A 25,778-nucleotide genomic window follows, 5' to 3' on the forward strand; every position below is an offset into this window, starting at 1 on the left:
TACCGGGGATTAAAATCCAGGATCCCAGTCAACTTCGATCCGCTGAGCAGTGCGATCAATCGACTTGATGACCTGCTCATCGAGGAACGGGATTAAACGTTCCTTCTGGCCAAAAGCATCCTTCAGGTTGGCTTTGACTACCAAGACGTCGTTGGAACCTGTTTCCAGGATGTCAGTGACTTTACCTAGGTCGTAACCTTCGGTAGTCACCACTGTCATTCCATACAACTCACGCCAGTAGAACTCGTCATCTGACAATGCTGGTAGTTGTTCCGCCAATACGTAGACTTCAGCGTTAGTGAACATCTGTGCATCCTCACGGATATCCAGACCTTCTAGCTTAGCGACTAACCCCTGACCATGGCGTTTCCACGATTCAACGCGGAACTCCTTCCACTCACCCTTAACTTTGATAAACCAAGGCTGGTAGGAAAAAATGCTTTCAGCTTCTTCGGTGTAAGAAAAAACTTTGAGCCAACCCTTGATGCCATAGGAGGAACCAAGTTTGCCAACAACAATGCGGTCTTGTGTACTCATCGCTTCTCTATTACCTGACATGCTAATTAAGCCGCTTTAGCAGCGTCTTTGATTAGCTTAGCTGCGCGGTCAGACACAGTTGCGCCTAGACCAACCCAGTGGTTAACACGGTCAAGGTCAAGACGTAGACGTTCTTCCTGACCCTTAGCTAGCGGGTTGAAGAAACCAATTTTTTCAATGTTACGACCGTCGCGAGCAGCGCGAGAGTCAGCAACAACGATTTGATAGAATGGACGCTTCTTAGCGCCGTGACGTGCCAAACGAATGGTAACCATATCGTCCTCTTTGCATTACTGTAAATGAAATCGGCCCCGCCAGGGATACTAACGGGGCCCGTGCCAAATTAAGCTCGGGAATTTTACTCTTTAAACTGACGAATGCAACCGCTTTAGCTAAATTTTCACCAGTTTAATTATGTTGACTTACCCAAGCTCAATGATTTAGTGGAAGATTGCCGCTTAGCGACCGAACATTCCGCCCATGCCGCCACCCGGTGGCAGCATGCCTTTCATATTGCGCATCATGTTCTTCATGCCGCCCTTCTGCATCTTTTTCATCATCTTCTGCATCTGGGTGAACTGCTTGAGCAGACGGTTGACGTCCTGTACCTGGGTACCGGAACCCATAGCGATACGCTTCTTGCGCGAGCCTTTGATCAGCTCAGGGCGCTCACGCTCTTTCGGCGTCATCGAGTTAATGATAGCTTCCATCTGGTTGAACATCTTGTCGTCAACCTGATCTTTAACATTATCTGGCAGCTGCGACATACCCGGCAGCTTATCCATCATGCCCATCATGCCGCCCATGCTCTTCATCTGCTGCAACTGACCACGGAAGTCTTCCAAGTCGAAGCCTTTCTTCTCTTTGAATTTCTTCGCCAGCTTCTCGGCTTTTTCCTTGTCGACGTTGCGCTCTAGATCTTCGATCAGAGACAACACGTCACCCATACCAAGGATACGAGAAGCCACACGGTCTGGGTGGAAAGGCTCTAGGGCATCGGTTTTCTCACCGATACCGAGGAATTTAATTGGCTTGCCAGTGATATGACGTACCGACAGCGCCGCACCGCCTCGGGCATCACCGTCGACCTTGGTCAGGATCACACCGGTCAGTGGCAGGGCTTCGTCAAACGCTTTCGCCGTGTTTGCCGCATCTTGACCAGTCATGGCATCTACCACGAACAGGGTTTCAACCGGGTTGATAGCCTTATGGACATCTTTGATTTCGTCCATCATTTCGCTGTCGACGTGCAGACGACCTGCGGTATCGACAATCAGGACATCGTAGAATTTCAGCTTGGCTTCAGCGTGAGCGGCATTAACAATGTCTACCGGCTTCTGATCTGGCGTCGACGGGAAGAAATCGACACCCAAGTCATTTGCTAGGGTTTCCAGCTGTTTGATCGCCGCAGGACGGTAGACGTCAGCAGACACTACCATCACTTTCTTCTTCTGGCGCTCTTTGAGCAGCTTACTCAGCTTACCGACACTGGTGGTTTTACCGGCACCTTGTAGGCCCGCCATCAAAATAACCGCCGGCGGCTGGCTCGCAAGGTTCAGGTCTTCGTTGCCTTCGCCCATGACCGCTTCAAGCTCAGCCTGAACGATCTTGATAAATTCCTGGCCCGGGGTCAGGCTCTTCGATACTTCAGTACCTACTGCACGTTCTTTGACGCGCTTGACGAAGTCACGGACAACAGGAAGCGCAACATCAGCCTCGAGTAACGCCATACGTACTTCACGCAGCGTATCCTTGATGTTGTCGTCCGTCAGGCGGCCGCGGCCACTGACATTCTTAAGCGTTCGCGATAAACGCTCCGTTAAATTTTCGAACATGTGCTACTCGCTCGTTACGCAACTAATCGATATGATCTGGCTAGTATAACGCAATCCTTGCCCTGCTTTCATGTCCTGACGGACACTTTCACTGTGATATCCCCTGATAAAACCACTTCAATATACTATTGATCTCGCTTAATCATGGCGGGAAAACGGCTAGCAAGGTATAATTGCGAACTCTTACCATCTTAACTAGTTAAGTTTACTATGGATATGTTGATTGCCGTAATGGCGGCATGCCTTTACTTTCTTGCCCTAGGGCTGGTTGTACCGGGCCTCACCAACAACAATGGCATCAAGACCAAACCGGTCTTTGCCTGTGCCGTGGTCGCTATTGCCCTTCATATCCTGCTGCTCAAAGATCTCATTCTGGGTGGACAGGGACAGAACCTCAGTATTATGAACGTCGCCTCGCTGATCAGCCTGCTGATCGCCGCGATTACCACCGCTGCGATGCTCAAGATGCGGGTCTGGTTCCTGCTGCCGGTAGTATACAGCTTTGCCGCGATCAACCTTACCGCCGCCACGTTCCTGCCGGGTGCCTTTATCACCCACCTGGAAACCCATCCAGAAGTGCTGCTGCATATCTCGCTGGCGCTGTTCTCCTATTCAACCCTGATGATTGCGACCCTATACGCCATTCAACTGGCCTGGCTGGATCATAAGCTGAAGAATAAGAAGAGCCTGCTGCTTAACCCGAACATCCCTCCATTAATGATGGTCGAACGCCAGCTTTTCAAGATCATTTTGGTCGGTAATTCCCTGTTGACCATCACCTTGGTAACGGGATTTATCTTTGTTCAAGATATGCTGGCCCACGGCAAGGCCCACAAAGCCGTCTTTTCGCTGCTGGCCTGGGGCGTTTATTCCATTTTGCTGTGGGGGCATTACCAGAAAGGCTGGCGTGGACGCCGTGTGGTCTGGTTCAGTCTGATCGGCGCATTCCTGCTGACGCTGGCCTATTTCGGCAGCCGCTTCGTCAAAGAAATTATCATTGGGGCATAAAAACCGTGTCCCTTTCATTGACACCCAGAGCGTCTGGGTACAAAGTTCAAGTAACAGAAACGTTAAGGAAATAGGTTTTTGGACGATATATCCACGGGGATTTTATTCTCTCTCCTGATATTACTTCTTGTTATTTCCGGATATTTTTCCGGCTCTGAAACCGGAATGATGTCTCTCAACCGCTACAAGCTGAGACATCTGGCCAACCAGGGACATCGTGGGGCCAAACGAGTCGAAAAGCTCCTTTCGCGCCCAGACAGGTTAATTGGCCTGATCCTGATCGGTAATAACCTGGTCAACATTCTCGCCTCAGCCATCGCAACCATCCTTGGTATGCGACTGTACGGCGATATCGGTGTCGCTATCGCTACCGGGGCCCTGACCCTGGTGGTATTGGTCTTCGCCGAAGTCACGCCGAAAACCCTGGCCACGCTCTACCCTGAGCGGATCTCCTTTGCTAGCAGTGTCGTTCTGCAGCTGCTGATGAAACTGCTCTATCCGCTGGTTTGGTTTGTCAATGGCATTACCAACGGTTTTCTGATGCTGCTCGGCCTTAGAGTCGACAAAACCCATGATGGTAAGCTTAGCTCGGAAGAGCTGCGGACCGTGGTTAACGAAGCCGGCGGGCTGATCCCCCGCCGCCACCAAGACATGCTGCTGTCGATCCTCGACCTGGAAAATGTCACGGTAGAAGACTTGATGATACCGCGCAACGAGATCGCCGCCATCAATGTCAACGATGACTGGAAATCAATTGTCCGCCAGCTCAGCCATTCGGCCCATGGCCGGATTGTACTCTACCGCGATACCATCGATGAAGTCGTCGGCATGCTGCGGGTACGCGAAGCCTATCGCCTGATGATGGACAAAAACGACTTCAGCAAAGAGAACCTACTGCGAGCCGCCGATGAAGTGTACTTTATTCCCGAAGGTACCCCGCTCAATATCCAATTGCTGAAGTTCCAGCGCAACAAGGAACGTATCGGCCTAATCGTCGACGAATACGGTGATATCCAAGGCCTGATCACCCTGGAAGATATCCTGGAAGAAATTGTCGGTGAGTTTACTACCTCAATCAGCCCAACCCTGGCAGAAGAGATCACCCCACAGCCGGACGGCAGCCTGTTGATCGAAGGCAGCGCCAATATCCGGGATCTGAACAAGAGCCTCAACTGGGGGCTTCCGACCGATGGCCCACGCACCCTCAACGGCTTGATCCTGGAGCACCTGGAAGATATTCCCGACAGCCAACTGAGTATCGAACTGGCTGGCTACCAGATGGAAATCATCGAGGTCTCCGACAATATGATCAAGCAGATCCGGGTACTGCCTAACCAGCTGAAGAAGACCGGTTAACCTTGCCTACCCGATTCAACAAAAAAGCCGGCTACTGCCGGCTTTTTTATATCTGGGCTATGTCTAGATAACTTGCCCTTACTTCACACTGAGCTCTTGCAGCATAGATTCCGGCAGCGCTAGCTCATCATTCTTGTTAACCGCAATACCCTGGTCAAGGATATGGCGGGCAATATCCTTGGCATCATCGAGCGAGTGCATGCTGTAGGTGCCACACTGGTACTCGTTAAGCTCTGGGATCTTGTCCTGCGACTCGACCTTCAGCACATCTTCCATCGCAGCCGTCCAGCTATCAGCGACTTGTTGCTCCGTCGGCGTACCGATGAGGCTCATGTAGAAGCCTGTTCGACAGCCCATTGGGGAGATATCGATGATTTCTACCTGGTCGGAATTAAGGTGGTTACGCATGAAACCGGCATACAGGTGCTCAAGGGTGTGGATCCCGCGCTCGCTCAGGATATCAGCATTCGGGCGGCAGAAACGCAGATCGAATACCGTGATGGTGTCACCTTTCGGGGTCTGCATGGTCTTGGCTACCCGCACCGCTGGGGCATGCATTCGGGTATGGTCAACGGTGAAACTGTCTAATAGAGGCATTGCTTCCTTACTCCTTGGCCTGGCACCGGACCGGCAACAGCCCGGTGGTCGATTCGTATTAAAAGTTATATCACACCACAGCTACCCAGCAAGTGGGTTTCGCGATCGCCTGATAGCCCGCCGTTAGAACGGCCACCAGCTGCGGTTATCTTCCAGCTCTTGGCGGCACTGCTTGAGCTGCCAACCATAGTCTTTGGCCTGCTGTTCAACCCGGCGGGAAACCCTCAGTAGCGTAGGCTTGGACTTGTAAGTCCCACGGCGGTAACCGCCACGACCATCGTGATAAGCCAGATACTGATTGTAGGTGTCCCACTTTGAGATCCCCAACTGACGCTGGGTTTCATGGGTATACCAACCGATGAACATCAGCGAATCGGCAAAGTTGGTACGAGAGCCGCCATTTCGGGTGGCCTTTTGGTAATCGGACCAAGCCGGATCCTGTGCCTGCGCATAGCCATACGCGCTGCTGACCCGTCCCCAGGGAATAAAACCAAGTACGTAATTCTTCGGTGGTCTGGCATCATGGCGGAAACTGCTCTCCTGCTTCACAAATGCCATGGCAACCTGCATCGGCGTCCCCCACTCGGCTTCCATATCCCGTGCCGCCTCGTACCATCGCGGGTACTCACGGAAGATGTTGCACAGGTTGGAGTGATCTTTGGGCGGAGGAGTGGCACAGCCGGAAAGCAATACCGCAGCGCAGAACAGCAGTGCCAAGCGCGATATTATCGATTTAGCAGCCTGAGTGTGGGCAAACATGGAACTTCACGCCATCCTTGTGGTCTGAATTTATGATAAGCAGCCATGCGCTGCTATCATCCCTGCGAAATAATTATCGGGCAGCACGGTCGCTGCCCTCTTTTTTTATTTTATATCAGCAAAATAGGCATCAAGAAAGGCATCGAAAGACAGTTCATCACCGTTTTCGATTTGCAGCTGTCGCTCAACCGAAGCTGCCGCTTCTTGTTCAAAAACCTCTGCTGAGTAGAACTGGTACTGACGACGGTTCAAATCTTCCGCATGACCAGCTGCCAAGCGCTCACCCACCGAGCCAATCCCGTTCTGCTCACGAATGGCATCGAGCAACTGTGCCGACAGGGTAAACGCCGGCTGTTCAATCCACTTCTGCAGACGTGCCAATGTCTCTTGGTAGACCTCATTGCCCGCTGCGGCATCCATTGCCTCTGCCACCTCGGCCAGTTCGGTAAACACACGGGTCCCCCAATCTTGCACCGACAGGCGCTCGCCGTTACAACCGATCTTCAGCATCAGCTCTGGGTTACGGCCATCCAAAACCACCCGGTTCCAGTTATCACGCCAGCACTCCAGCTCAGCATCATCCATCGGTGCCGACGGAGATAGCACAGCCCAAGTCAGGAACATATCCAGGAAGCGAACCTGATCAGCCGTGATCCCAATCGGGCTGAACGGGTTGACATCGAGCGAACGAACCTCAATATATTCCACGCCGCCACGGCTCAAGGCTTCAGATGGTTTCTCGCCATTTTGGGCAACACGCTTAGGCCTAATTGGCGCGTACAGCTCGTTTTCGATCTGCAGTACGTTATCATTCAACTGGCGGTATTCACCGTCGACTTTCACCCCAATCTTGGCAAATTCTGTCGATGGGGTACGGATCGCCTTCCTCAGACCGTCAAGGTATTGCTCAAGCCCATTGAAACCAATCTTGAGTGAACTCTGCTCATGGTTGGTGTAGCCCAAATCGCTTAACCTCAGCGCGGTTGCATTTGGCAGGAAGTAGGTACCGCAGCCGATCTTTTCAAAGTCCAGCTTCGATTCGGTATTCTCGAGGAATGAACCACACAGCGCAGGAGATGCCCCAAACAGATACGGGATCAGCCAGCCAAAACGGTAGTAGTTACGGATCAAGCCGAAGTAGGCGTCAGACACCGCATCCTGGCGGGCCTGCTCTGATTGCTCACCGAACAAGCCATCCCAGAAAGTGTCTGGGAAGGAAAAGTTAAAGTGTACCCCGGAAATGACCTGCATAATGCTGCCGTAGCGACGCTTGAGGCCCTCGCGATACAGGGTTTTCATCCGGCCGCTATTTGAGCTGCCGTACTGGGCCAAGGTGATCTCGTCTTGATCCCCCACCACACATGGCATCGACATCGGCCAAAGTTTTTCGTCACCCAGCTTGCTGTAGGTAAACTGATGAATATCACTCAGCTGTGACAGCAAGTGATCAACATCCTGAGAAACAGGCGTAATAAACTCCAGCAATGGCTCGGCGAAATCTGTCGTCACCCATTTGTTGGTCAACGCCGATCCCAGCGCTGCCGGGTGAGGCTCGCCAGATAGCTTTCCGTTCGGGGTAATACGCAGGGCTTCACGCTCAAGACCTCGCCCCAATTGGGTCAGGGCATCAGGATTAGCCGCAACTTTTTGCAGCCTTTGTGAAAAATCCATTACTGTGATTCTCAATCTTCAACAACTCAGTCCGGTAGATTAATCATAATTGATCCTGATTACCATGATTATTGCAACGAAACTCTTTTACCAATGAGTAACAATATCGCTTACCTGGACGGTATCAAAAAATAAAGCCGGCACAGGGCCGGCTTCGAGAGGTTACATTGTGGGTGAGAGCGCCTTGACCGGTAGCCCCAAGGTCTCTAACTGCGGTTTCAGGCTCGCTGCATCGCCGACCACGATGATTTGGTAATCTGACGGGTTGAACCACTTGGCCGCCAACTCATCGATCCTTGCCTTCGAAATCGATGCCACAATTTCATTGCGCGTCTCAACAAAGTTCTCCGGCAACGAGTAGGTCAAGATCTGTCCCAGCAGCTGGGCCTTCTTGCTTGGGGTCTCATAATTCAGGGCATCCTTCTGCCCCACCGCCAAGCGCATGAAGTTCAGCTCTTCCTCCGTGACCCCTTCGCTCGACATTTTATCAAGCTCAGCCAGGAACTCTTTGACCGACGGCAGGGTCGCATCAGCCCGGACCTGGGCATAGTACACCGACAGCCCAACTTCCTTACCGCCACTCTGATAGCCACCCGCCCCGTAGGTATAACCCTTGTCTTCACGCAGGTTGAGGTTAATCCGGCTATTGAAGTTGCCTGCCAGGTTGAAGTTGGCCAGCTGGGTTTCGTACAACTCCCCGGTCGCATCATACGGCAAACCTTGGCGTGCCAAGCGGATCACCGTCTGCGGCGCGCCCGGCTTGTCCACCAGCCATACAGTCTGCTTCGGCAAACTCGGCAATGCCGGCGTTACATAGCTCGGCTCAGGCATGCCCTGCCAATCGGCAAGGAAACCCAGTGATGTATTCAGCTTAGCCTTGTCGATATCCCCAACCACCACGATATCCGCCCCGTTAGGGGTATAGTAACGGCGTTGGAAGGCTTTGACGTCTTCCAACGTAATCGACTCAAGTGAGCCTTTGGTGCCTTCCGGCGGAAGGCTGAATGTCGTCCCACCAAACAGCACTTCCCGGGTGGCCTGCCCTGCCAGCCATGCTGGCCGCTGGTGTTCGTAGATTATCCCCTCAAGTGCCTGCTGCTTCACCCGGTCAAAGTCAGCCTGGTTGAACGCTGGATGGAACAAGCGCTCCTGCATGATCTCCAGCGTTTCAGGCAGGAACTTGGTCAGAGAGGTTACGGAGACCACCGTGCCATATTTACCGGCTGAAAAGCTCACCGTACTGCCGAGGCGATCAAGACGGGAGGAGAGCTCTTCCACCGTCGACGCCTCCGAGGCCTCCGCCATCATGCTGGCGGTCAGCTTAGCCAAGCCCGCTTTACCTTCCGGCTCGAAGCGGCGGCCTGCGGGGACAACCATCTGAATTTCAACCGTTGGCGTCTCGCGGTACTCGGTACCCAGCACCTTGATGCCGTTTGCCAACTCGAACTGGTACAGCTCTGGCATCACCGCCTCGACCGGCGATGACGGCTGCGGCATCACCGAGCGGTCAAAATCATCAACCGGCACGCGCATCTGCTGCTGCAGTTTTTCCTCGGAGACTTTGGTGTACTCGGGAATAATACGTGGCGGCGGTGTGAAGTTCGGTTTCGCCGCTTCAATGCTGGTGCGTCCCCTCGGAACCACACTCAGTGTGACATTTGGGTGGCCGTTGAGGTAGCGCATATACGCCTGCTCCATACTTGCCGTTGTCACGCTGCGCAGATTACTCAACTCGGTGCCAAGGTAGCCAGGATCATCGAAGAAAGTCTCATAGGCAGCAAGCTGTGAGACTTTGCCGCTGACGCTCTGCAAGCCAAAGATCGCATTGGCTTCCACCATACCCTTGAGCTCTTCAAGCTCTTTGGTGGACACCCCACGCTCTTCAAGGCCATCAAGAATGTCCGTCACTTCAGCGCGCAGTTTTTTCAAATCACCCTGCTTACCGCTCTGGCCTATGGCATAAACATACATGGTGCAGGCCAGCTCAGCACAATCATGGAATGCTCCCGCATCGACCACTTTGCCGGTCTTTACCAGGTTCTGATACATCAGGCTATTCTTGCCGCCACCGATCACCCTGGCCAGCATATCGAGCGAGGCTTCATCATCTGCGCCGTTGTAGGACGTTGGCCACGCCATCAACAGCATCGGCTGCTGGATCTTGTCTTCCAATGTCAGATATAAATCATTCTCTACTGTTACCGGTTGCTTGGCCGGTTTCTCGACTTCAGGCCCACGAGGAATAGAGCCATAGTATTTGTTGACCCACTCTAGTGTCTGCTCGACATCGATATCACCACCGATAGTCAACGTGGCGTTATTCGGGCCGTACCAGCGCAGGAAGAATGCCTTGAGATCGTTCACATCAACACGGTCGAGATCTTCCACATAGCCAATGGTCTGCCATGAATAAGGGTGGGTGCGCGGATACAGGGCCTCGCCCATCCGTTCGTAGACCAAGCCGTAAGGCCGGTTCTCATAACGCTGCGCCCGCTCGTTCTTCACTGTCGAGCGCTGGATTTCAAACTTGCGCTGCGAAACTGCCCCAAGCAGGAAACCCATACGATCGGCTTCCAACCACAAGACCTTCTCAAGCTGGTTGGCCGGTACGGTTTGGAAGTAGTTGGTCCGATCCCGGTTGGTCGTCCCGTTCAGTGTGCCGCCCGCTTCGGTGATCAGCTTGAAGTGCTCCTGATCGCCGACATGCTCGGAGCCCTGGAACATCATGTGCTCGAAAAAATGCGCAAAACCCGATTTGCCGAGCTCCTCGCGGGCAGAGCCGACATGGTAAGTCATATCAACATGTACCAGAGGATCAGAGTTGTCCTCATGGAGCACCACGGTCAGCCCATTGGCAAGTTGGTATTTAGAATACGGGATCACCGGCGTATCTGAAAACTGCCCGGCCTTGATCTGTTCAATGAATGTCACCCCTTGCGGCAACTCGGGCGCCCCGGCCTGTTGCGACTGTAGCTGGCTACAGCCTGCCAGAGAGATCAGCGCGATCCCCACTATCCACTTTTGCACTCAATGCCTTCCTTATAGTAAACCTTGGACCAGCAAGGCCAGTACGGTATAGCGCGCCGCTTTTCCCACCATGATGATGAAAAAGCTGAGCCAATGACGCATCCGTAGCCAGCCTGCGGCCAAACACAGAGGATCACCGATCACCGGTAACCAGCTGAACAACAACGACCAGTAGCCGTATTTTTTTAGCCATAGTAATGCTTTATGACCATGTTTTTCTTTAGAAGTTTTATCTGGCAGCAACCTTCCCAACCAATAGTTGGTCATTCCGCCCAAGGTGTTGCCGATTGTCGCCACAGCAACCACCAGCCACACCGCATTATCACCGAGCTTCAGCGTGGCAATCAGGTTGGCCTCAGAGCCACCCGGCAGCAGGGTCGCACTCAAAAAACCGGTGGTAAATAATATCCACAAGGCAGATTCGCCATTAAATAACTCTAGCATTGATCGTTCTAGTTGATTGATAGGTTTGCCGTACCATACCCGATCCATAGGCAAAAAAAACGGGCTATCCCAGAGGATGCCCGTTTTAAATTGTTGCGATTCATTGCTGCTAGGCAGATTAACCCACCAATGCCAGCAGGATACCGGCAGCAACGGCTGAACCGAGTACCCCCGCCACGTTCGGCCCCATGGCATGCATCAACAGGAAGTTCTGCGGGTTGGCCTCGAGGCCGACCTTGTTAACCACCCGTGCCGCCATTGGCACCGCCGACACGCCAGCGGCACCGATCAATGGGTTGATATCTTCCTTACTGAAGCGGTTGAGCATCTTGGCCATCAACACACCGCCACCGGTACCGACACTGAACGCCACTGCGCCCAGCACCAAGATACCCAGCGTCTCGAAACGCAAGAACTGCTCGGCAGCAAGCTTAGAGCCAACACCCAGACCCAGCATAATCGTCACGATGTTGATCAGCTCGTTCTGTACCGTGTTCGACAGGCGATCCACTACCCCGGACTCGCGCATCAGATTACCGAGACAGAACATCCCCACCAGCGGCGTTGCGGCAGGCAGGAACAAAATCGTCATCAGCAACACGGCCAGCGGGAAAAGAATTTTCTCACCCTTACTCACATCTCTCAGCTGCTGCATCTTGATCTGCCGCTCTTCCGGAGTGGTCAGCGCCTTCATGATCGGCGGTTGGATGATCGGTACCAATGCCATATAGCTATAGGCTGCAACCGCAATTGCACCGAGCAAATCAGGCGATAGCTGGCTGGCCAGGAAAATGGCCGTCGGGCCATCCGCGCCCCCGATGATCGCGATGGAAGAGGCATCGGCCAAGGTGAACTCCATACCCGGTACGGCATTAAGCAAAATTGCGCCGAACAAGGTAAAGAAGATCCCGAACTGGGCCGCCGCCCCGAGCAACAGGGTTTTCGGGTTGGCAATCAGCGCCCCGAAATCCGTCATCGCCCCCACTCCCATGAAGATCAACAGTGGAAAAACGCCCGTTTCGATCCCGATGTAGTAGATGTAGTACAGCAAGCCACCGGGCTCGGTAAATCCGGCATTGGGAATATTGGCCAGAATCGCACCAAAGCCCATCGGTAGCAGCAACAGCGGCTCGAAGCCCTTGCGGATCGCCAAAAACAGCAAGCCACCACCGACCAGCATCATGATCAGCTGGCCCAATTCAAAATTGGCAATACCGGTCTCGTTCCAGAGAGTTAATAATCCGTCCATGGTTCCCTCTTATGCCAGACTCAGGATCGGCGAGCCGACGGCAACAGAGTCACCTTCTTTGACATGGAGGTCCTGTACAATCCCGCTACGGGCAGCACGGACTTCGGTTTCCATCTTCATCGCTTCGAGGATCACCAGCACGTCACCTTCGGAAACCTGCTGGCCTGGCTGGACATTGATCTTGAAGATATTCCCCGCCAACGGTGCCGGCAGCGCTTCGGCACTACTCGGCTGCGGCGCGGCAACGGGTGCAGGTACACTGGCCGCCGCAGGCTCGACCGAGGTCAGCTCTCCGCTCGGACCGACTTCAACGCTATACACCTGACCGTTGACCTTCACGCTGTACGCTTCAACCGTGGCAGCACTTGCCGCAGGGGCTGGCTGGGCCGCAGACGCTACCACTTCAGGTTCAGTGCCTGGTGCTGGTTCAAACGCCTCTGGGTTGTTGCGGTTTTTCAGGAAATTCAGGCCAACCTGCGGGAACAAAGCATAGGTCAGCACGTCATCAACCTGTTCATCAGCTAGTGCAATGTTATCGGATTTAGCCTTGGCCAGTAAATCGGCCGTTAGTGTATCCAGCTCGGCATCCAGCAAATCAGCCGGGCGGCAGGTGATTGGTTCAGCGCCCTCAAGTACCCGGGCCTGCAACTCGGCATTGACCGGAGCTGGTGCCGCGCCGTATTCGCCTTTGAGCACGCCAGCGGTTTCCTTACTGATGCTCTTGTAACGCTCACCCGTCAGCACGTTGATCACCGACTGAGTACCGACAATTTGCGATGTCGGGGTCACCAACGGAATAAAGCCGAGATCTTCACGAACACGAGGGATCTCTTCCAGTACCTCATCGAAACGATCCGCTGCGCCTTGCTCCTTAAGCTGGCTTTCCATGTTGGTCAGCATACCACCTGGCACCTGAGCAAGCAGGATTCGGGCATCGACCCCTTTCAGGCTACCTTCAAATTTGGCGTACTTCTTACGTACCGTGCGGAAGTAGCTGGCGATCGGCTCAAGCTGCTGCAAATCAAGCTTGGTATCTCGCTCGGTGCCTTCAAGCATGGCAATAACCGTTTCCGTTGGCGTATGGCCATAGGTTTGGCTCATTGAAGAGATGGCGGTATCAAGGATATCCAGGCCAGCTTCAACCGCCTTAACCGCCGTCGCCGTCGACAGGCCTGTGGTCGCATGGCAGTGCAGTGCCAGCGGCACATCACAAGAAGCTTTGATACGCTTGACCAACTCTTCTGCTTCATACGGCTTGAGCAGGCCAGACATATCCTTGATACAGATAGAATGACAGCCTAGATCCTCCAGGCGTTTAGCCAAGTCAGTCCAGGTATCGAGGTTATGCACCGGACTGGTGGTATAGGAAATTGTCCCCTGGGCATGGGCACCAACATCAACAGCAGCTTTGACCGCTTTTTCGAAGTTGCGAACATCATTCATCGCATCGAAAATACGGAATACATCCATTCCGTTGGCGTGGGCACGCTCAACAAATTTTTCGACCACATCGTCAGCATAGTGGCGGTAGCCTAACAAGTTCTGGCCCCGCAGCAGCATCTGCATCGGGGTCTTTGGCATGGCTTGCTTGAGCAAGCGCAGGCGCTCCCAAGGGTCCTCACCCAGATAACGGATACAGGCATCAAAGGTGGCGCCCCCCCAGGTTTCCAGAGACCAATAACCGACATCATCAAGCTGCTCGGCAATTGGCAACATATCTTCGATACGAAGACGAGTAGCAAATAACGATTGGTGGGCATCACGTAACACAACGTCAGTGATCGCTAATGGCTTGGACATGCTCAAAACTCCTTGTAAAAAATACTTCCTAAAAATCACAATGCTCCAGCGACAGCAATGCTGTCGCTTAGGCCTTCTGCTCACGGTAACGATGCACCGCAGCGGAAATAGCCGCGACAACCTCAGGCTGCACGCCATTGTGATTAACAGCAACTGGTGATGGCTGGCAAGGTGCCGGCGCCTTAGATGTCTCTTTCGGCGCAATTTTGGCCAACAGCTGCACTAAATAGATCAAAATACTGAGAAACAGAAAAACCACGATCATTCCGGTAGCCATGATCGTCGCTGCCTCCCACAGCAAAGGACCTAGATCTGCCATAATGCTTCCTTTCATTCATTTTGTAATAGGCGGGTTAACAAATACCACGTTAAGTAAATTTATGTCAAACTGATTAACAACAGACCAACCAATGGTGGATATTTAAGCTTTTTCTGACGGTTTGATCGTAAAATTACAAAAAGGCGCTTAAACCAGAGCAAAAATCAGTTTCGGTTCCGGCTTTGCCTGTGCGAACCGAGGTCACCACCATCACGCCAACCCCTTCGTGCAGCACGCTCTGCATCAGTATCACCACCTACCTTACGTTTACGTAAGCGTAAGTTTCAATAGCGAAAATTTTAAAAGGTTTTGTTTTGTAAGTGATAGCAATGCGGCAAGACAAGCACCGCGAGGCTGGAGAGACAAGCGTTGCCAGAGTATCGGGGAGATGAAAAAGTCCAGATAGAAAAAAAGCCCAGCCGAAGCTGAGCTTTTCAATAATGGCGCGTCCGGGAGGATTCGAACCTCCGACCGCCTGGTTCGTAGCCAGGTACTCTATCCAGCTGAGCTACGGACGCGCAGGCTATGTTCTGCTAGTGCAGAGCATCTTAAATTAATGGCGCGCTCGGGAGGATTCGAACCTCCGACCGCCTGGTTCGTAGCCAGGTACTCTATCCAGCTGAGCTACGAGCGCACACTTAATTCGGTTGTATAGTACTGCCAAACAGCAATACGTTGTCAATAATGGCGCGTCCGGGAGGATTCGAACCTCCGACCGCCTGGTTCGTAGCCAGGTACTCTATCCAGCTGAGCTACGGACGCGCAGGCTATGTTCTGCTAATGCAGAGCATCTTAAATAATGGCGCGCTCGGGAGGATTCGAACCTCCGACCGCCTGGTTCGTAGCCAGGTACTCTATCCAGCTGAGCTACGAGCGCGCAGAATCTGATTGTCGTTGAGCAACCCCAACAGCCAATGCGTTTGGGCATTGGTATAAGTAACAATCCATTGATACTTAGAAATAATGGCGCGTCCGGGAGGATTCGAACCTCCGACCGCCTGGTTCGTAGCCAGGTACTCTATCCAGCTGAGCTACGGACGCGCAGGCTATGTTCTGCTAATACAGAGCATCTTAAAGAATGGCGCGCTCGGGAGGATTCGAACCTCCGACCGCCTGGTTCGTAGCCAGGTACTCTATCCAGCTGAGCTACGAGCGCGCAGAATCTGTTTTCGGTTAGGAAATACCTAACGACCAATGCGTTTCCGTCATTGGCGTAAGTAACAATCCATTGATACTTAAGAATAATGGCGCGTCCGGGAGGATTCGAACCTCCGACCGCCTGGTTCGTAGCCAGGTACTCTATCCAGCTGAGCTACGGACGCGCAGGCTTTCTTTCTCAAGCAGAACTTGAAGAGAAGAATGGCGGTGAAGGAGGGATTCGAACCCTCGATACGGCTACAAACCGTATACTCCCTTAGCAGGGGAGCGCCTTCAGCCTCTCGGCCACCTCACCACACAAATTATGGCGCGCTCGGGAGGATTCGAACCTCCGACCGCCTGGTTCGTAGCCAGGTACTCTATCCAGCTGAGCTACGAGCGCACACTTAATTCGGTTTTATAGTACTGCCTGACGGCAATACGTTTTAAATAATGGCGCGTCCGGGAGGATTCGAACCTCCGACCGCCTGGTTCGTAGCCAGGTACTCTATCCAGCTGAGCTACGGACGCGCAGGCATCTTTCCTAAGAAAGAATAAATGGCGGTGAAGGAGGGATTCGAACCCTCGATACGGCTACAAACCGTATACTCCCTTAGCAGGGGAGCGCCTTCAGCCTCTCGGCCACCTCACCACACAAATTAATGGCGCGCTCGGGAGGATTCGAACCTCCGACCGCCTGGTTCGTAGCCAGGTACTCTATCCAGCTGAGCTACGAGCGCACACTTAATTCGGTTTTACGAGTACCGCCTATTGGCCATACCCTTTTCAATAATGGCGCGTCCGGGAGGATTCGAACCTCCGACCGCCTGGTTCGTAGCCAGGTACTCTATCCAGCTGAGCTACGGACGCGCAATGCAAGAACATTCACTTTCTAAGCAAGTAAATGGCGGTGAAGGAGGGATTCGAACCCTCGATACGGCTATAAACCGTATACTCCCTTAGCAGGGGAGCGCCTTCAGCCTCTCGGCCACCTCACCGTCTTGCGGGGGCCCATATTACTGCCAGCCAAAAATAAGTCAAACACTTTATTGTGAAAAAACGACATCCACTGCGCGGATGCGCACTTAATAGCCAACACGGCACATTATCGTGCGTAAATGCCCAGTATCTCTCCTAGATTCAAGAGTATGGCGTGGCAGGCAGTTACAAAAAAGGCCAGCATAACCGCCGACCTTCTTCGAATTAGTAGTTACCAGAACCCTGGGAACCCGTTTCTTTTTCCGCTTGAATGCGCATATAAATTTCTTCGCGGTGAACAGAAACTTCTTTCGGTGCATTTACACCAATACGAACCTGGTTACCTTTAACACCAAGAACAGTAACGGTTACTTCATCACCGATCATTAGCGTTTCACCTACGCGACGTGTCAAAATTAGCATTCGTGTGCTCCTTGAGTAATCTCAGTATTATAAGAGTTAACGTTTATTATCCAACAATATTTACATTTACGTAAATGTTCACTGCTCAAGAAACAGCGAGAAGTGGTCGATTATCCAGACTTTCTGGCTCCACCACAAATTTTTTGTGGATGTGTTCTACGGCTAACTGTAAATCTTGCCCATTGATCAATAGCGAGACACAACGAGCAGCGCTTTTTTGTTGATAGACACCCACCCCTTTTTCTGTCAGTAAAGCAGCGACTTTCGCACTGTTTCCTTCTACCCCTTCCCCGACTAGGGTCAGTGTAGCAACAGAAGGTTGGGCCAATTCTGTTTTTTCAAAGATAACATTCAGCCGGGCCAATTCATCATCGGCCGCAACGATATAGGTTGCCTGCTGACTATCACCATAACACCAAGCATCAAATCCCAGCAGGCCGAGTTGCGGCTCCACCTTTTCAAGCGGTTGCGCCACCCGGTATAGCGCCTGCTGGCCTTTGACTGCCACCCCCGCGGCTCCTTCGGAAGGTACCGTCGAGAAATCAACCAAGGTCCCTTCCCCTTCATCGAACGATGAAAGGACCCTCAATGGGACCTGGTGGCGCTCAGCATATTCAACCGACTGTAATTGTAGCACTTTTGCGCCATGGCGCGCCATTGCCGTCATATCATCGAAATGAATTGTCGACAAACGGGCCGCTTCACTGACCAAACGGGGATCGGTTGTATAGACCCCGTCGACATCTGTGAAGATCTGGCACTCGTCGGCCGCCAGTGCACCTGCAATAGCGACCGCGGTGGTATCCGAACCGCCTCGGCCTAAGGTGGTGATGTTATTTCGGCTATCACGCCCCTGAAAACCCGCGACCACCACAATGTGGTCGCGCTCGAGCAGCTCAGTTACCACCTCGGTCTCGACCACGGTGATGGTGGCATTATTAAATACAGCATCAGTGCGGATCCCTAACTGGTCACCGGTCAATGATGTTGCCAGATACCCCTTTTGGTTCAGGGCCATAGCCAGCAAAGCAATGGTTACTTGCTCTCCCGTCGACAACAGTACGTCCAACTCCCGCTGGGTCGGCACAGCATCAATCTGCTTCGCCAGCCCCAGCAAACGGTTGGTCTCACCGGCCATTGCCGAAACCACCACCACGACCTGGTGGCCAAGCTGGCGCGCTTTGATCACGCGCTCAGCCACCGCTTCAATACGTTCGATACTCCCGACCGACGTACCACCAAATTTCTGCACCAATAGTGCCACAGCACCTCTCCAACTATTACAGTTTTTCAACCAACCAAGGAGTCACTGACTCCAGTGCCGCAGGCAGTGCCGCTGCATCGGTCCCACCGGCCTGAGCCATGTCCGGGCGGCCGCCGCCCTTACCACCAACCTGCAGGGCAACCAGGTTAACCAGCTCACCGGCTTTCACCTTGCCTGTCAGATCTTTGGTCACACCGGCAATCAGGCCAACCTTGTCGCCGCTGACGTTACCCAGAACGACAATACCGCTGCCTAGCTGGTTTTTCAGCTCGTCAACCATACCGCGCAGGGCTTTATTGTCCGCACCTTCCAGCTTGGTCACCAACACCTTAACGCCGTTGATTTCCTGCGCCTTGTTAATTAGGCCCGCACTTTCCTGCGCAGCAAGCTTGTCTTTAAGCTGCTGAATTTCTTTTTCTAGCTGCTTGCTGTGAGCAACTAGCGCGCTAACTTTGTTTGCGACCGATGCCGCGTCAGACTTCACCAGGCTTGCCGTTTCAGCCAGCAATGATTCCTGAGCGTGCAATGCAGCAATCGCAGCCTCACCCGTTACCGCTTCGATACGACGGATACCTGCAGCGATACCACCTTCCGACACAATCTTGAACAGGCCGATATCACCCGTGCTAGAGGCATGGATACCACCACACAGCTCAACAGAGAAGTCACCCATGCTCAGGACGCGAACTTCATCATCATATTTCTCGCCAAACAGCGCCATTGCGCCTTTCTCTTTGGCTGATTCGATGTCCATCACATCGGTGTCGATCGCATGGTTAAAACGAATTTGCTCGTTCACCACACGCTCGATTTCACGCAGCTCTTCCGGCTTCACCGCTTCTAGGTGAGAGAAGTCGAAACGCAGACCTTCAGGCTTAACCAGTGAGCCCTTCTGAGTTACGTGTTCGCCCAGTAGATTGCGCAGTGCAGCGTGTAGCAAGTGAGTGGCAGAGTGGTTAAGGCTCGTCGCAGCACGGCGAGTGGCATCAACTGTGGCCGTTAGCTTGTCGCCCACTTTCACTGCGCCTTGTGCCAACTTACCGGTATGACCGATAGCGTTGCCGAACTTCTGGGTATCAGCAACCACAAACTGCACACCGTCAGCCGTCATGGCACCGGTGTCACCGCACTGGCCGCCAGACTCAGCGTAGAACGGCGTGTTGTCCAATACGATCAATGCATCTTCACCGGCATTGATCGCGTCAACAGCTGCGCCTTCACGGTAAAGGGCAACCACAGTGGCTTGACCTTCGGTCGCATCGTAACCACAGAATTCAGTATCCGCGTCGACTTTAATCGCGTCGTTGTAATCTACGCCGAACTGGCCAGCATCACGCGCACGCTGACGCTGAGCTTCCATCGCATCGTTGAAGCCTTCTTCGTCGATAGAGAAACCACGCTCGCGCGCAACATCGTTGGTCAGGTCAGCTGGGAAACCGTAGGTATCGTACAGTTTGAATACGGTTTCGCCGTCTAGTACCTTGCCGTCAAGGTTATCCAGCGCTTCGGCAAGGATCGCCATACCGCGGTCCAGAGTACGACCGAAATTGTCTTCTTCGATCTTCAGTACTTTCTCGACCATTTCCTGCTGTTTCTTCAGCTCTTCGCCTGCCGTACCCATGATTTCAGCTAACGGGCCGACCAACTTGTAGAAGAAGGCACCCTTGGCACCCAACTTGTTACCGTGGCGAACCGCACGGCGGATGATACGGCGCAGTACGTAACCGCGGCCTTCGTTGGATGGCATCACACCGTCTGCGATCAGGAATGCGCAAGAGCGGATGTGGTCGGCAACAACGCGCAGTGACTGGTTGCCCAGATCGTCGTGGCCGATAACGGCAGCAGCTTCTTTGATCAGAGTCTGGAAGATATCGATCTCGTAGTTGGAGTGCACGCCCTGCATGATCGCAGAGATACGCTCGATACCCATACCGGTATCTACCGACGGCTTAGGTAGCGGCTCCATGGTACCGTCAGCCTGACGGTTGAACTGCATAAATACGTTGTTCCATATCTCGATGAAACGGTCACCATCTTCTTCGGGCGTGCCCGGGCGGCCGCCCCAGATGTGTTCACCGTGATCGTAGAAAATTTCGGTGCAAGGGCCACAAGGGCCGGTATCGCCCATTTGCCAGAAGTTGTCTGACTCGAACGGCTTGCCGCCTTTCTTGTCGCCGATGCGCACGATGCGATCAGCCGGTACGCCCACGTCTTTGTTCCAGATCTCGAACGCTTCGTCATCGGTCTCGTAAACGGTCACCAGCAGGCGATCCTGTGGCAGTTTCAGCGTCACGGTCAGGAATTCCCAAGCAAACTTGATCGCGTCTTGCTTGAAGTAATCGCCAAAGCTGAAGTTACCCAGCATCTCGAAAAAGGTGTGGTGACGAGCGGTAAAACCAACATTTTCCAGGTCGTTGTGCTTACCACCAGCACGGACACAGCGCTGAGCTGTTGTTGCTCGAGTGTAGTTGCGCTTTTCCAGACCTAGGAATGTATCTTTAAACTGGTTCATCCCCGCATTGGTGAACAGCAACGTCGGGTCGTTGGCAGGCACAAGAGATGAACTCTCGACTACCTGGTGGCCTTTACTCTCAAAAAACGCAAGAAACGCACGGCGAATCTCATCAGTGCTCATGTACATTGGCAAATCCTGAATAATGCTTTTATGTAAACTGAATGGTCGAATTTAACTGTCTTAATCGCCTGCCCTGAGTTCCACCATGCCCTCGGCAGGACAATTCGGGCAGGCAGTGATGGGACTAAAATAAATTCTTTGGCGGTTATTGTAAAACAACGGTAGCCAATACGGGAAATGTTATGTTCAGAAATACGGCAATTTGTCCCCCATCGGCGGTGTGCAGGGGGAGATTTTTGATATTGATGGGGGGATTTCAGCTATTGGCGACTGTTTGCCGCCAACTCAGTACTCATCGTCGACACCGAGAGCATATTTCACCTGCTCGAAGTCAAAGCCCCGAGACTGCATGAAACGTAACCGGCGAGCTTTTTCTTTGTCGCTCTCCATTGGGCTATCGCCATACTTGCGCCGAGCCACCTCACGGGCATGCTCGAACCAGTCAAAGTCATCGTCTTCAAACAGTTGGCTAACCACTTCCTCATGGATCCCCTTGAACGCCATTTCCTGGCGGATCCGCAGCAGCCCCCCCCCCTTGGCAATACCGTTGTTCAACAACCGCTCAGCAAAGCGGGCATCATCCAGCCAATTGTAGTCTTGGCACAGGGTAACAGCCTCATCAACTTCTGCATGCTCGTAACCACGGGCCAGCAACTTTTGCTGCAGCTCCTGCTCGGCATGATCGCGGCGCGACAGGTACCTCACAGCTGCCTGCTTGGCATTCTGTACTGGTTTCTTTGCTCTCATTGTCTTCTCGCTCCAAACAAAAACGGGCGTGGTAATGCTACCGCGCCCGCTTCTCTATTCTGTCATCCAGCTTCACTGGCTCAATGATTTAGAATGCCTGATCTTCTGCATCTTCTTCAGTCTGCGCCTCAGCCGCGGCCTCTTCCAGCGCTGCAGGGGCTAGCAGAAGTTCACGCAGTTTGGCTTCCAGCTCTTCGGCAATGTGGCGGTTTTCCTCAATGTACTTACAGGCATTTGCCTTGCCCTGGCCGATCTTGTCACCTTGGTAGCTGTACCATGCTCCAGCCTTTTCAACCATTTTGTTTTTCACACCAAGGTCAATCAACTCGCCGTAGCGGTTGAAGCCTTTGCCGTAAAGGATCTGGGTTTCGGCCTGCTTGAACGGTGCCGCGATCTTGTTCTTCACAACCTTGATGCGGGTTTCGTTACCGACAACCTCGTCACCTTCTTTGATCGCGCCAGTACGACGGATATCAAGACGAACAGACGCGTAGAACTTCAGTGCGTTACCACCGGTGGTAGTCTCTGGGTTACCGAACATCACACCGATCTTCATTCGGATCTGGTTGATGAAGATACACATACAGTTAGACTGCTTCAGGTTACCGGTGATCTTACGCATCGCCTGAGACAGCATACGCGCCTGCAGCCCCATGTGCGAGTCACCCATTTCACCTTCGATTTCAGCCTTCGGCGTTAGAGCGGCAACGGAATCGACAACCAGAATATCTACCGCGCCAGAGCGTGCTAGGGCATCGGCAATTTCCAACGCCTGCTCACCGGTGTCCGGCTGGGAAACCAAGAGCTGGTCGATATCAACACCCAGCTTGCGGGCATAGATAGGGTCAAGCGCGTGCTCTGCATCGATAAAGGCACAGGTTTTGCCCTGACGCTGAGCAGCCGCGATAACTTCTAGCGTAAGCGTGGTTTTACCTGAAGATTCGGGACCGTAGATTTCAACGATACGGCCCATAGGCAGACCACCAGCACCCAAGGCGATATCGAGAGACAGAGAACCGGTAGACACGGTTTCGACATCCATAGTGCGGTTGTCGCCCAACTTCATGATCGAGCCTTTACCGAATTGCTTTTCAATTTGACCTAACGCGGCGGCGAGTGCCTTCTGCTTGTTGTCGTCCATTCGACTCTCCAAGGGATGCTTAATTAATGCTTAAACTAAGTACTGATAATGATGACCAGTATACTGTCTATTCATACAGTGTCTAGCACTGTATGAAAATTTTTTCGCCAAATTGATGTGGGCCTCGCATCTGCTCAGGATTGAGCCATTAAGGCAATCAATCCAGACAGTGCTTTTTCAACAGCTTGCTGGCGTACCTCTTGCCGATCACCAGCAAAAAGGCAGGTTTCCATTTTCAGCTTACCGGTTTTATCGGCCCAACCAAAGCATACTGTACCGACGGGCTTCTCTTCGCTGCCGCCTCCGGGGCCAGCAATACCACTGATCGCCACCGAAATATCCCCGCGGGAATGCTCCAGTGCCCCCAACGCCATTTCAGCGACCACCGCTTCACTCACGGCACCAAATTCAGCCAAGGTTTCCGCCCTAACACCAAGCATCTCCTGCTTGGCCTCATTACTGTAGGTCACGAAAGCCCGGTCAAACCATGCCGAACTGCCTGCAATATCCGTGATTGCCGTGGCAACGCCACCGCCAGTGCAGGATTCCGCAGTGACCGCCACCCAATTGCGCAGATCCAAAGCCTGCCCGACCTGTAATGCTAATGCCATCATTGCTCCCTAGTTGGTACCGCCAAATTCATACGACGTATTGCCTACACATTACTTGCCTCGCTAGCAGCGGGCAACCCCTTGGTCCTTAGCAAATTGTGCCGGAGGAAAAATACCCGTTCTCCCCTTTGCCGACAGGTCGGGATCACGTATCCTAAGCGACCAGAAACTTCCCCCGGGCAAGCAGGGTAATCCAGCCCACCGGCAAAATGTAGCAGGCAACAACGTGACAATAAAAGGCATAGAAAAACACACCCCTGATGCATAGGTGTGTTATTACTGATTTTAAAGAATTTTCTTTACGGATTATCTATTTACTACACTAAAAGCTACACTTCATATAAAACAAGGAGTCACAGTTAAACCGCAACTCCTTGAATCTATGTGATGAGCATCTAAACTTAGTGTTCTTTATATACCCCATCAAATATAGACAATGACTGTACTTCAATAAGTTACTTCTATTCCTTGTCACCTCTTTCAAGTAACTCAAGGACACTTTATCTTTAACCTTCCTCCTTCTATTCTTGCTTTATGCAAGAGCATCAACTTAGAAAATGATAATTTATCTTGGTAAAGCAAATGGTTACTATTTTGCAGCTGAGGCAAGCGCCCCTTTTTCCAACCTTTGTTAAGAGGGAGAAGTTGCCACATAAACTTGAAAACATATGAGATAGCTTCTTTAGGATCGATGACCTCCCTACTATTAATCGTATGTTTTCTAGCATTAGGACGACCTTCAGCTTTCTGCTGGCTTCTCTTCAGCCTATCAAGCAAAGTCTCAAAAGTTCCATCATTAGTATTAGCAACAAGCATATGAATGTGAGGCTCCCATAACTCACGCTCAGGACAATAATCCATTTCTACGACACCGAATACTGGCCACTGTATACCTGCACGTGAAATCATTTTTCTATAGCGGTCTTTTATTTTCTGAGTATTCACGTCTAAGCACCGATCTGTTACTTGGTCATAAAGAGCAACAGTTACCATGTAATACTCAACACCTTTAGGTAGGTCAGAAATGAAGGTTACTAATTCTTCAACAAGTGCTAATCGAAACTCTCGACAACAAGACTTACAGGCAACGCTGTGACATGGAACATCATTTTCAACACAACCCCATAGCCTGTCAGCTAGCTGTGTAGATTCCCTACGACCATCTCTATATAGCACTTTGTATCTTGCACGAGTTTCGTTCTTTGCTTTCATTTCAGATTCAAAGCCATTCATGTCTAAGAGATGCCCAACCCTGATCTTCGTATTACGGAGCTGACTCATAATTCACACTCCTTCTTTTGACTGTGTACCCGAGAATCCCTCAACGAGCCCATACTCAAGGTTTTCAATCCACAACAGGATATCTGTATACAGCCAACGCTGAACTTTGCCACTGGGGAGCTTCTTCGGTAACGGAAATTGTCCTTTTTTCATCAGCCTATAAGTAGTTGATCGAGATAAGCTTACAAGCTCTAAAACCTGTTTGAGTGTTAGTAATTCTGGCGTGATCTTTTCCATGATTTTTCCTCGGTTCTAATTCGAGGAGTTCTTTACAGATTTCATAACCCAACGATTATTCAGTTGTTTTTCGTGAGTCTCACATTCCGTCGCTGTGAGGCTCACATAAGATAAAGCAATGAAAAAAAACAAATAAATAGAAAAGTTCTGTGAGTCTCACAGCAGTTACTGACATAATTTATATAAAATTGATATGCATGCGCTAAGCTATGCTTCTTTGAAAAGGGAAGTTAAAAATGGCGAAAAGCGATGCACAAAGAAGAGAATCAGTAACACAAAGAAGAAAAGAGTCAGGGCTAAAAGAAATAAAGATGTACTTAAAGCAGGATACTGTAGACAGTTTGAAACTGCTTGCTTCTAAAATTGGATATGATGAAAAACCAACAAACGAAGAGCTATCAAAAATCGTAACAGCTCTCATTCGATCTGAATTAAAATCAAAAGATCAAGTCATTGGTACGAGAGAGCCTACACAACATCTCATATTCCTTTTCGACGTTGTTCAACACCAGTTAAAACTGGGTAGAACCCACAAACAAGTAGTGAGCTTCCTTTCCTCCTACTATGAAGTACCAATCATGCTTTACAAATTAGGAGAAAGCTGGAATTTAAAACATATCTCTAAGCTCACAAACAAAAGATGGGTTAAAGAAAAGGTCATGCAGAGAGAAAGTAGATATGAAGAACGAAATTACACGAGAGCCCCGCAAGGGGAGCGATGA

Annotated in this window: 22 protein-coding genes and 14 tRNA genes; 3 read left to right on the plus strand and 33 right to left on the minus strand. The window is 51.9% G+C overall.

Translation table 11 applies throughout. From position 1 onward, the window contains the following. Positions 1 to 9: 9 nt before the first annotated feature. The 3 genes from rimM to ffh form a co-directional block, all read right to left on the minus strand. Positions 10 to 537 (minus strand): ribosome maturation factor RimM, encoded by a 528-nt coding sequence (gene rimM, locus C9J03_RS18600; RefSeq protein WP_044622547.1) that lies wholly within the window; start codon positions 535 to 537, stop codon positions 10 to 12. Positions 538 to 563: 26 nt separating this feature from the next. Then, positions 564 to 812: a 30S ribosomal protein S16 gene (gene rpsP / locus C9J03_RS18605; RefSeq protein ID WP_039468642.1), complete on the minus strand. Its 249-nt coding sequence runs from the start codon at positions 810 to 812 to the stop codon at positions 564 to 566. A gap of 183 nt (positions 813 to 995) precedes the next feature. Further along, positions 996 to 2,372 carry a signal recognition particle protein gene (gene ffh / locus C9J03_RS18610; RefSeq protein WP_044622546.1) on the minus strand — a complete coding sequence of 459 codons (1,377 nt, stop codon included), beginning with the start codon at positions 2,370 to 2,372 and terminating at the stop codon, positions 996 to 998. A 210-nt stretch (positions 2,373 to 2,582) separates the two neighbouring features. On the opposite strand from ffh, the gene C9J03_RS18615 reads away from it, so the two are divergent. Further along, positions 2,583 to 3,380 (plus strand): cytochrome C assembly family protein, encoded by a 798-nt coding sequence (locus C9J03_RS18615; RefSeq protein ID WP_044622545.1) that lies wholly within the window; start codon positions 2,583 to 2,585, stop codon positions 3,378 to 3,380. Between the two features lie 78 nt (positions 3,381 to 3,458). Further along, the gene (locus tag C9J03_RS18620; protein ID WP_044622544.1) at positions 3,459 to 4,736 is read left to right on the plus strand and encodes an HlyC/CorC family transporter; all 1,278 of its coding nucleotides are present in this window, start codon (positions 3,459 to 3,461) and stop codon (positions 4,734 to 4,736) included. Between the two features lie 78 nt (positions 4,737 to 4,814). Here C9J03_RS18620 and luxS read toward each other — a convergent pair whose 3' ends face one another. The 30 genes from luxS to C9J03_RS18770 form a co-directional block, all read right to left on the minus strand. After that, positions 4,815 to 5,333, minus strand: a complete 519-nt coding sequence (gene luxS, locus C9J03_RS18625; RefSeq protein WP_044622543.1) for an S-ribosylhomocysteine lyase — start codon at positions 5,331 to 5,333, stop codon at positions 4,815 to 4,817. A 123-nt stretch (positions 5,334 to 5,456) separates the two neighbouring features. Then, positions 5,457 to 6,092: a transglycosylase SLT domain-containing protein gene (locus tag C9J03_RS18630; protein ID WP_231580703.1), complete on the minus strand. Its 636-nt coding sequence runs from the start codon at positions 6,090 to 6,092 to the stop codon at positions 5,457 to 5,459. A 105-nt stretch (positions 6,093 to 6,197) separates the two neighbouring features. Continuing rightward, positions 6,198 to 7,763, minus strand: coding sequence for a glutamate--cysteine ligase (gshA, locus tag C9J03_RS18635; protein WP_044622542.1), 1,566 nt, complete (start codon positions 7,761 to 7,763; stop codon positions 6,198 to 6,200). Positions 7,764 to 7,925: 162 nt separating this feature from the next. After that, complete coding sequence (locus C9J03_RS18640) at positions 7,926 to 10,790, minus strand: M16 family metallopeptidase (protein ID WP_044622541.1); 2,865 nt, start codon at positions 10,788 to 10,790, stop codon at positions 7,926 to 7,928. 12 nt (positions 10,791 to 10,802) lie between these two features. Then, positions 10,803 to 11,234: a YqaA family protein gene (locus C9J03_RS18645; protein ID WP_044622540.1), complete on the minus strand. Its 432-nt coding sequence runs from the start codon at positions 11,232 to 11,234 to the stop codon at positions 10,803 to 10,805. Positions 11,235 to 11,352: 118 nt separating this feature from the next. After that, the gene (locus C9J03_RS18650; RefSeq protein ID WP_044622539.1) at positions 11,353 to 12,483 is read right to left on the minus strand and encodes a sodium ion-translocating decarboxylase subunit beta; all 1,131 of its coding nucleotides are present in this window, start codon (positions 12,481 to 12,483) and stop codon (positions 11,353 to 11,355) included. A gap of 9 nt (positions 12,484 to 12,492) precedes the next feature. After that, positions 12,493 to 14,283, minus strand: coding sequence for a sodium-extruding oxaloacetate decarboxylase subunit alpha (gene oadA / locus C9J03_RS18655; protein ID WP_044622538.1), 1,791 nt, complete (start codon positions 14,281 to 14,283; stop codon positions 12,493 to 12,495). A 67-nt stretch (positions 14,284 to 14,350) separates the two neighbouring features. After that, complete coding sequence (locus tag C9J03_RS18660) at positions 14,351 to 14,602, minus strand: oxaloacetate decarboxylase subunit gamma (RefSeq protein WP_039468623.1); 252 nt, start codon at positions 14,600 to 14,602, stop codon at positions 14,351 to 14,353. Positions 14,603 to 15,043: 441 nt separating this feature from the next. Beyond that, a tRNA-Arg gene (locus tag C9J03_RS18665) sits at positions 15,044 to 15,120 on the minus strand. Positions 15,121 to 15,159: 39 nt separating this feature from the next. Then, positions 15,160 to 15,236, minus strand: a tRNA-Arg gene (locus C9J03_RS18670). A gap of 51 nt (positions 15,237 to 15,287) precedes the next feature. Further along, positions 15,288 to 15,364 (minus strand) — tRNA-Arg (locus C9J03_RS18675). Between the two features lie 38 nt (positions 15,365 to 15,402). Beyond that, positions 15,403 to 15,479, minus strand: a tRNA-Arg gene (locus tag C9J03_RS18680). An 87-nt stretch (positions 15,480 to 15,566) separates the two neighbouring features. Further along, positions 15,567 to 15,643, minus strand: a tRNA-Arg gene (locus C9J03_RS18685). Positions 15,644 to 15,681: 38 nt separating this feature from the next. Continuing rightward, positions 15,682 to 15,758 (minus strand) — tRNA-Arg (locus C9J03_RS18690). 89 nt (positions 15,759 to 15,847) lie between these two features. After that, a tRNA-Arg gene (locus tag C9J03_RS18695) sits at positions 15,848 to 15,924 on the minus strand. Between the two features lie 38 nt (positions 15,925 to 15,962). Continuing rightward, a tRNA-Ser gene (locus tag C9J03_RS18700) sits at positions 15,963 to 16,055 on the minus strand. 10 nt (positions 16,056 to 16,065) lie between these two features. After that, positions 16,066 to 16,142, minus strand: a tRNA-Arg gene (locus C9J03_RS18705). Positions 16,143 to 16,193: 51 nt separating this feature from the next. Further along, positions 16,194 to 16,270, minus strand: a tRNA-Arg gene (locus C9J03_RS18710). A 28-nt stretch (positions 16,271 to 16,298) separates the two neighbouring features. Next, a tRNA-Ser gene (locus C9J03_RS18715) sits at positions 16,299 to 16,391 on the minus strand. A gap of 11 nt (positions 16,392 to 16,402) precedes the next feature. Further along, a tRNA-Arg gene (locus C9J03_RS18720) sits at positions 16,403 to 16,479 on the minus strand. A 53-nt stretch (positions 16,480 to 16,532) separates the two neighbouring features. Continuing rightward, positions 16,533 to 16,609: transfer RNA gene (locus tag C9J03_RS18725), tRNA-Arg, on the minus strand. Between the two features lie 35 nt (positions 16,610 to 16,644). Next, positions 16,645 to 16,737, minus strand: a tRNA-Ser gene (locus C9J03_RS18730). A gap of 205 nt (positions 16,738 to 16,942) precedes the next feature. Beyond that, positions 16,943 to 17,140 carry a carbon storage regulator CsrA gene (gene csrA, locus C9J03_RS18735; protein ID WP_036818084.1) on the minus strand — a complete coding sequence of 66 codons (198 nt, stop codon included), beginning with the start codon at positions 17,138 to 17,140 and terminating at the stop codon, positions 16,943 to 16,945. 85 nt (positions 17,141 to 17,225) lie between these two features. Then, positions 17,226 to 18,404, minus strand: a complete 1,179-nt coding sequence (locus C9J03_RS18740; protein ID WP_044622537.1) for an aspartate kinase — start codon at positions 18,402 to 18,404, stop codon at positions 17,226 to 17,228. A gap of 16 nt (positions 18,405 to 18,420) precedes the next feature. Beyond that, entirely contained in the window at positions 18,421 to 21,045 is a 2,625-nt protein-coding gene (gene alaS, locus C9J03_RS18745) for an alanine--tRNA ligase (RefSeq protein ID WP_044622536.1), read from the minus strand. A gap of 279 nt (positions 21,046 to 21,324) precedes the next feature. Continuing rightward, a complete protein-coding gene (recX, locus tag C9J03_RS18750; protein WP_044622535.1) occupies positions 21,325 to 21,786 on the minus strand; it encodes a recombination regulator RecX in 462 nt (153 codons plus the stop codon). An 88-nt stretch (positions 21,787 to 21,874) separates the two neighbouring features. Beyond that, on the minus strand, positions 21,875 to 22,927 hold the full coding sequence (gene recA, locus C9J03_RS18755; RefSeq protein ID WP_044622534.1) for a recombinase RecA: 1,053 nt from the start codon (positions 22,925 to 22,927) through the stop codon (positions 21,875 to 21,877). A gap of 134 nt (positions 22,928 to 23,061) precedes the next feature. Continuing rightward, on the minus strand, positions 23,062 to 23,538 hold the full coding sequence (gene pncC, locus C9J03_RS18760) for a nicotinamide-nucleotide amidase (RefSeq protein WP_052260851.1): 477 nt from the start codon (positions 23,536 to 23,538) through the stop codon (positions 23,062 to 23,064). 489 nt (positions 23,539 to 24,027) lie between these two features. After that, positions 24,028 to 24,819 carry a hypothetical protein gene (locus C9J03_RS18765; protein ID WP_044622533.1) on the minus strand — a complete coding sequence of 264 codons (792 nt, stop codon included), beginning with the start codon at positions 24,817 to 24,819 and terminating at the stop codon, positions 24,028 to 24,030. A gap of 3 nt (positions 24,820 to 24,822) precedes the next feature. Continuing rightward, on the minus strand, positions 24,823 to 25,056 hold the full coding sequence (locus C9J03_RS18770; RefSeq protein WP_044622532.1) for a helix-turn-helix transcriptional regulator: 234 nt from the start codon (positions 25,054 to 25,056) through the stop codon (positions 24,823 to 24,825). 236 nt (positions 25,057 to 25,292) lie between these two features. On the opposite strand from C9J03_RS18770, the gene C9J03_RS18775 reads away from it, so the two are divergent. Next, the gene (locus C9J03_RS18775; RefSeq protein ID WP_044622531.1) at positions 25,293 to 25,778 is read left to right on the plus strand and encodes a hypothetical protein; all 486 of its coding nucleotides are present in this window, start codon (positions 25,293 to 25,295) and stop codon (positions 25,776 to 25,778) included.

The organism is Photobacterium gaetbulicola (genome assembly GCF_003025515.1).
Lineage (GTDB): Bacteria > Pseudomonadota > Gammaproteobacteria > Enterobacterales > Vibrionaceae > Photobacterium > Photobacterium gaetbulicola.

Excerpts from the sequence above, each read along its gene's own strand:
- rimM (WP_044622547.1), bottom strand. The coding sequence starts at position 537 with ATGAGTACACAAGACCGCATTGTTGTTGGCAAACTTGGTTCCTCCTAT.
- rpsP (WP_039468642.1), bottom strand. The coding sequence starts at position 812 with ATGGTTACCATTCGTTTGGCACGTCACGGCGCTAAGAAGCGTCCATTC.
- ffh (WP_044622546.1), bottom strand. The coding sequence starts at position 2,372 with ATGTTCGAAAATTTAACGGAGCGTTTATCGCGAACGCTTAAGAATGTC.
- C9J03_RS18615 (WP_044622545.1), top strand. The coding sequence starts at position 2,583 with ATGGATATGTTGATTGCCGTAATGGCGGCATGCCTTTACTTTCTTGCC.
- luxS (WP_044622543.1), bottom strand. The coding sequence starts at position 5,333 with ATGCCTCTATTAGACAGTTTCACCGTTGACCATACCCGAATGCATGCC.
- C9J03_RS18630 (WP_231580703.1), bottom strand. The coding sequence starts at position 6,092 with ATGTTTGCCCACACTCAGGCTGCTAAATCGATAATATCGCGCTTGGCA.
- gshA (WP_044622542.1), bottom strand. The coding sequence starts at position 7,763 with ATGGATTTTTCACAAAGGCTGCAAAAAGTTGCGGCTAATCCTGATGCC.
- C9J03_RS18645 (WP_044622540.1), bottom strand. The coding sequence starts at position 11,234 with ATGCTAGAGTTATTTAATGGCGAATCTGCCTTGTGGATATTATTTACC.
- C9J03_RS18650 (WP_044622539.1), bottom strand. The coding sequence starts at position 12,483 with ATGGACGGATTATTAACTCTCTGGAACGAGACCGGTATTGCCAATTTT.
- oadA (WP_044622538.1), bottom strand. The coding sequence starts at position 14,283 with ATGTCCAAGCCATTAGCGATCACTGACGTTGTGTTACGTGATGCCCAC.
- C9J03_RS18660 (WP_039468623.1), bottom strand. The coding sequence starts at position 14,602 with ATGGCAGATCTAGGTCCTTTGCTGTGGGAGGCAGCGACGATCATGGCT.
- csrA (WP_036818084.1), bottom strand. The coding sequence starts at position 17,140 with ATGCTAATTTTGACACGTCGCGTAGGTGAAACGCTAATGATCGGTGAT.
- alaS (WP_044622536.1), bottom strand. The coding sequence starts at position 21,045 with ATGTACATGAGCACTGATGAGATTCGCCGTGCGTTTCTTGCGTTTTTT.
- recX (WP_044622535.1), bottom strand. The coding sequence starts at position 21,786 with ATGAGAGCAAAGAAACCAGTACAGAATGCCAAGCAGGCAGCTGTGAGG.
- recA (WP_044622534.1), bottom strand. The coding sequence starts at position 22,927 with ATGGACGACAACAAGCAGAAGGCACTCGCCGCCGCGTTAGGTCAAATT.
- pncC (WP_052260851.1), bottom strand. The coding sequence starts at position 23,538 with ATGGCATTAGCATTACAGGTCGGGCAGGCTTTGGATCTGCGCAATTGG.
- C9J03_RS18765 (WP_044622533.1), bottom strand. The coding sequence starts at position 24,819 with ATGAGTCAGCTCCGTAATACGAAGATCAGGGTTGGGCATCTCTTAGAC.
- C9J03_RS18770 (WP_044622532.1), bottom strand. The coding sequence starts at position 25,056 with ATGGAAAAGATCACGCCAGAATTACTAACACTCAAACAGGTTTTAGAG.
- C9J03_RS18775 (WP_044622531.1), top strand. The coding sequence starts at position 25,293 with ATGGCGAAAAGCGATGCACAAAGAAGAGAATCAGTAACACAAAGAAGA.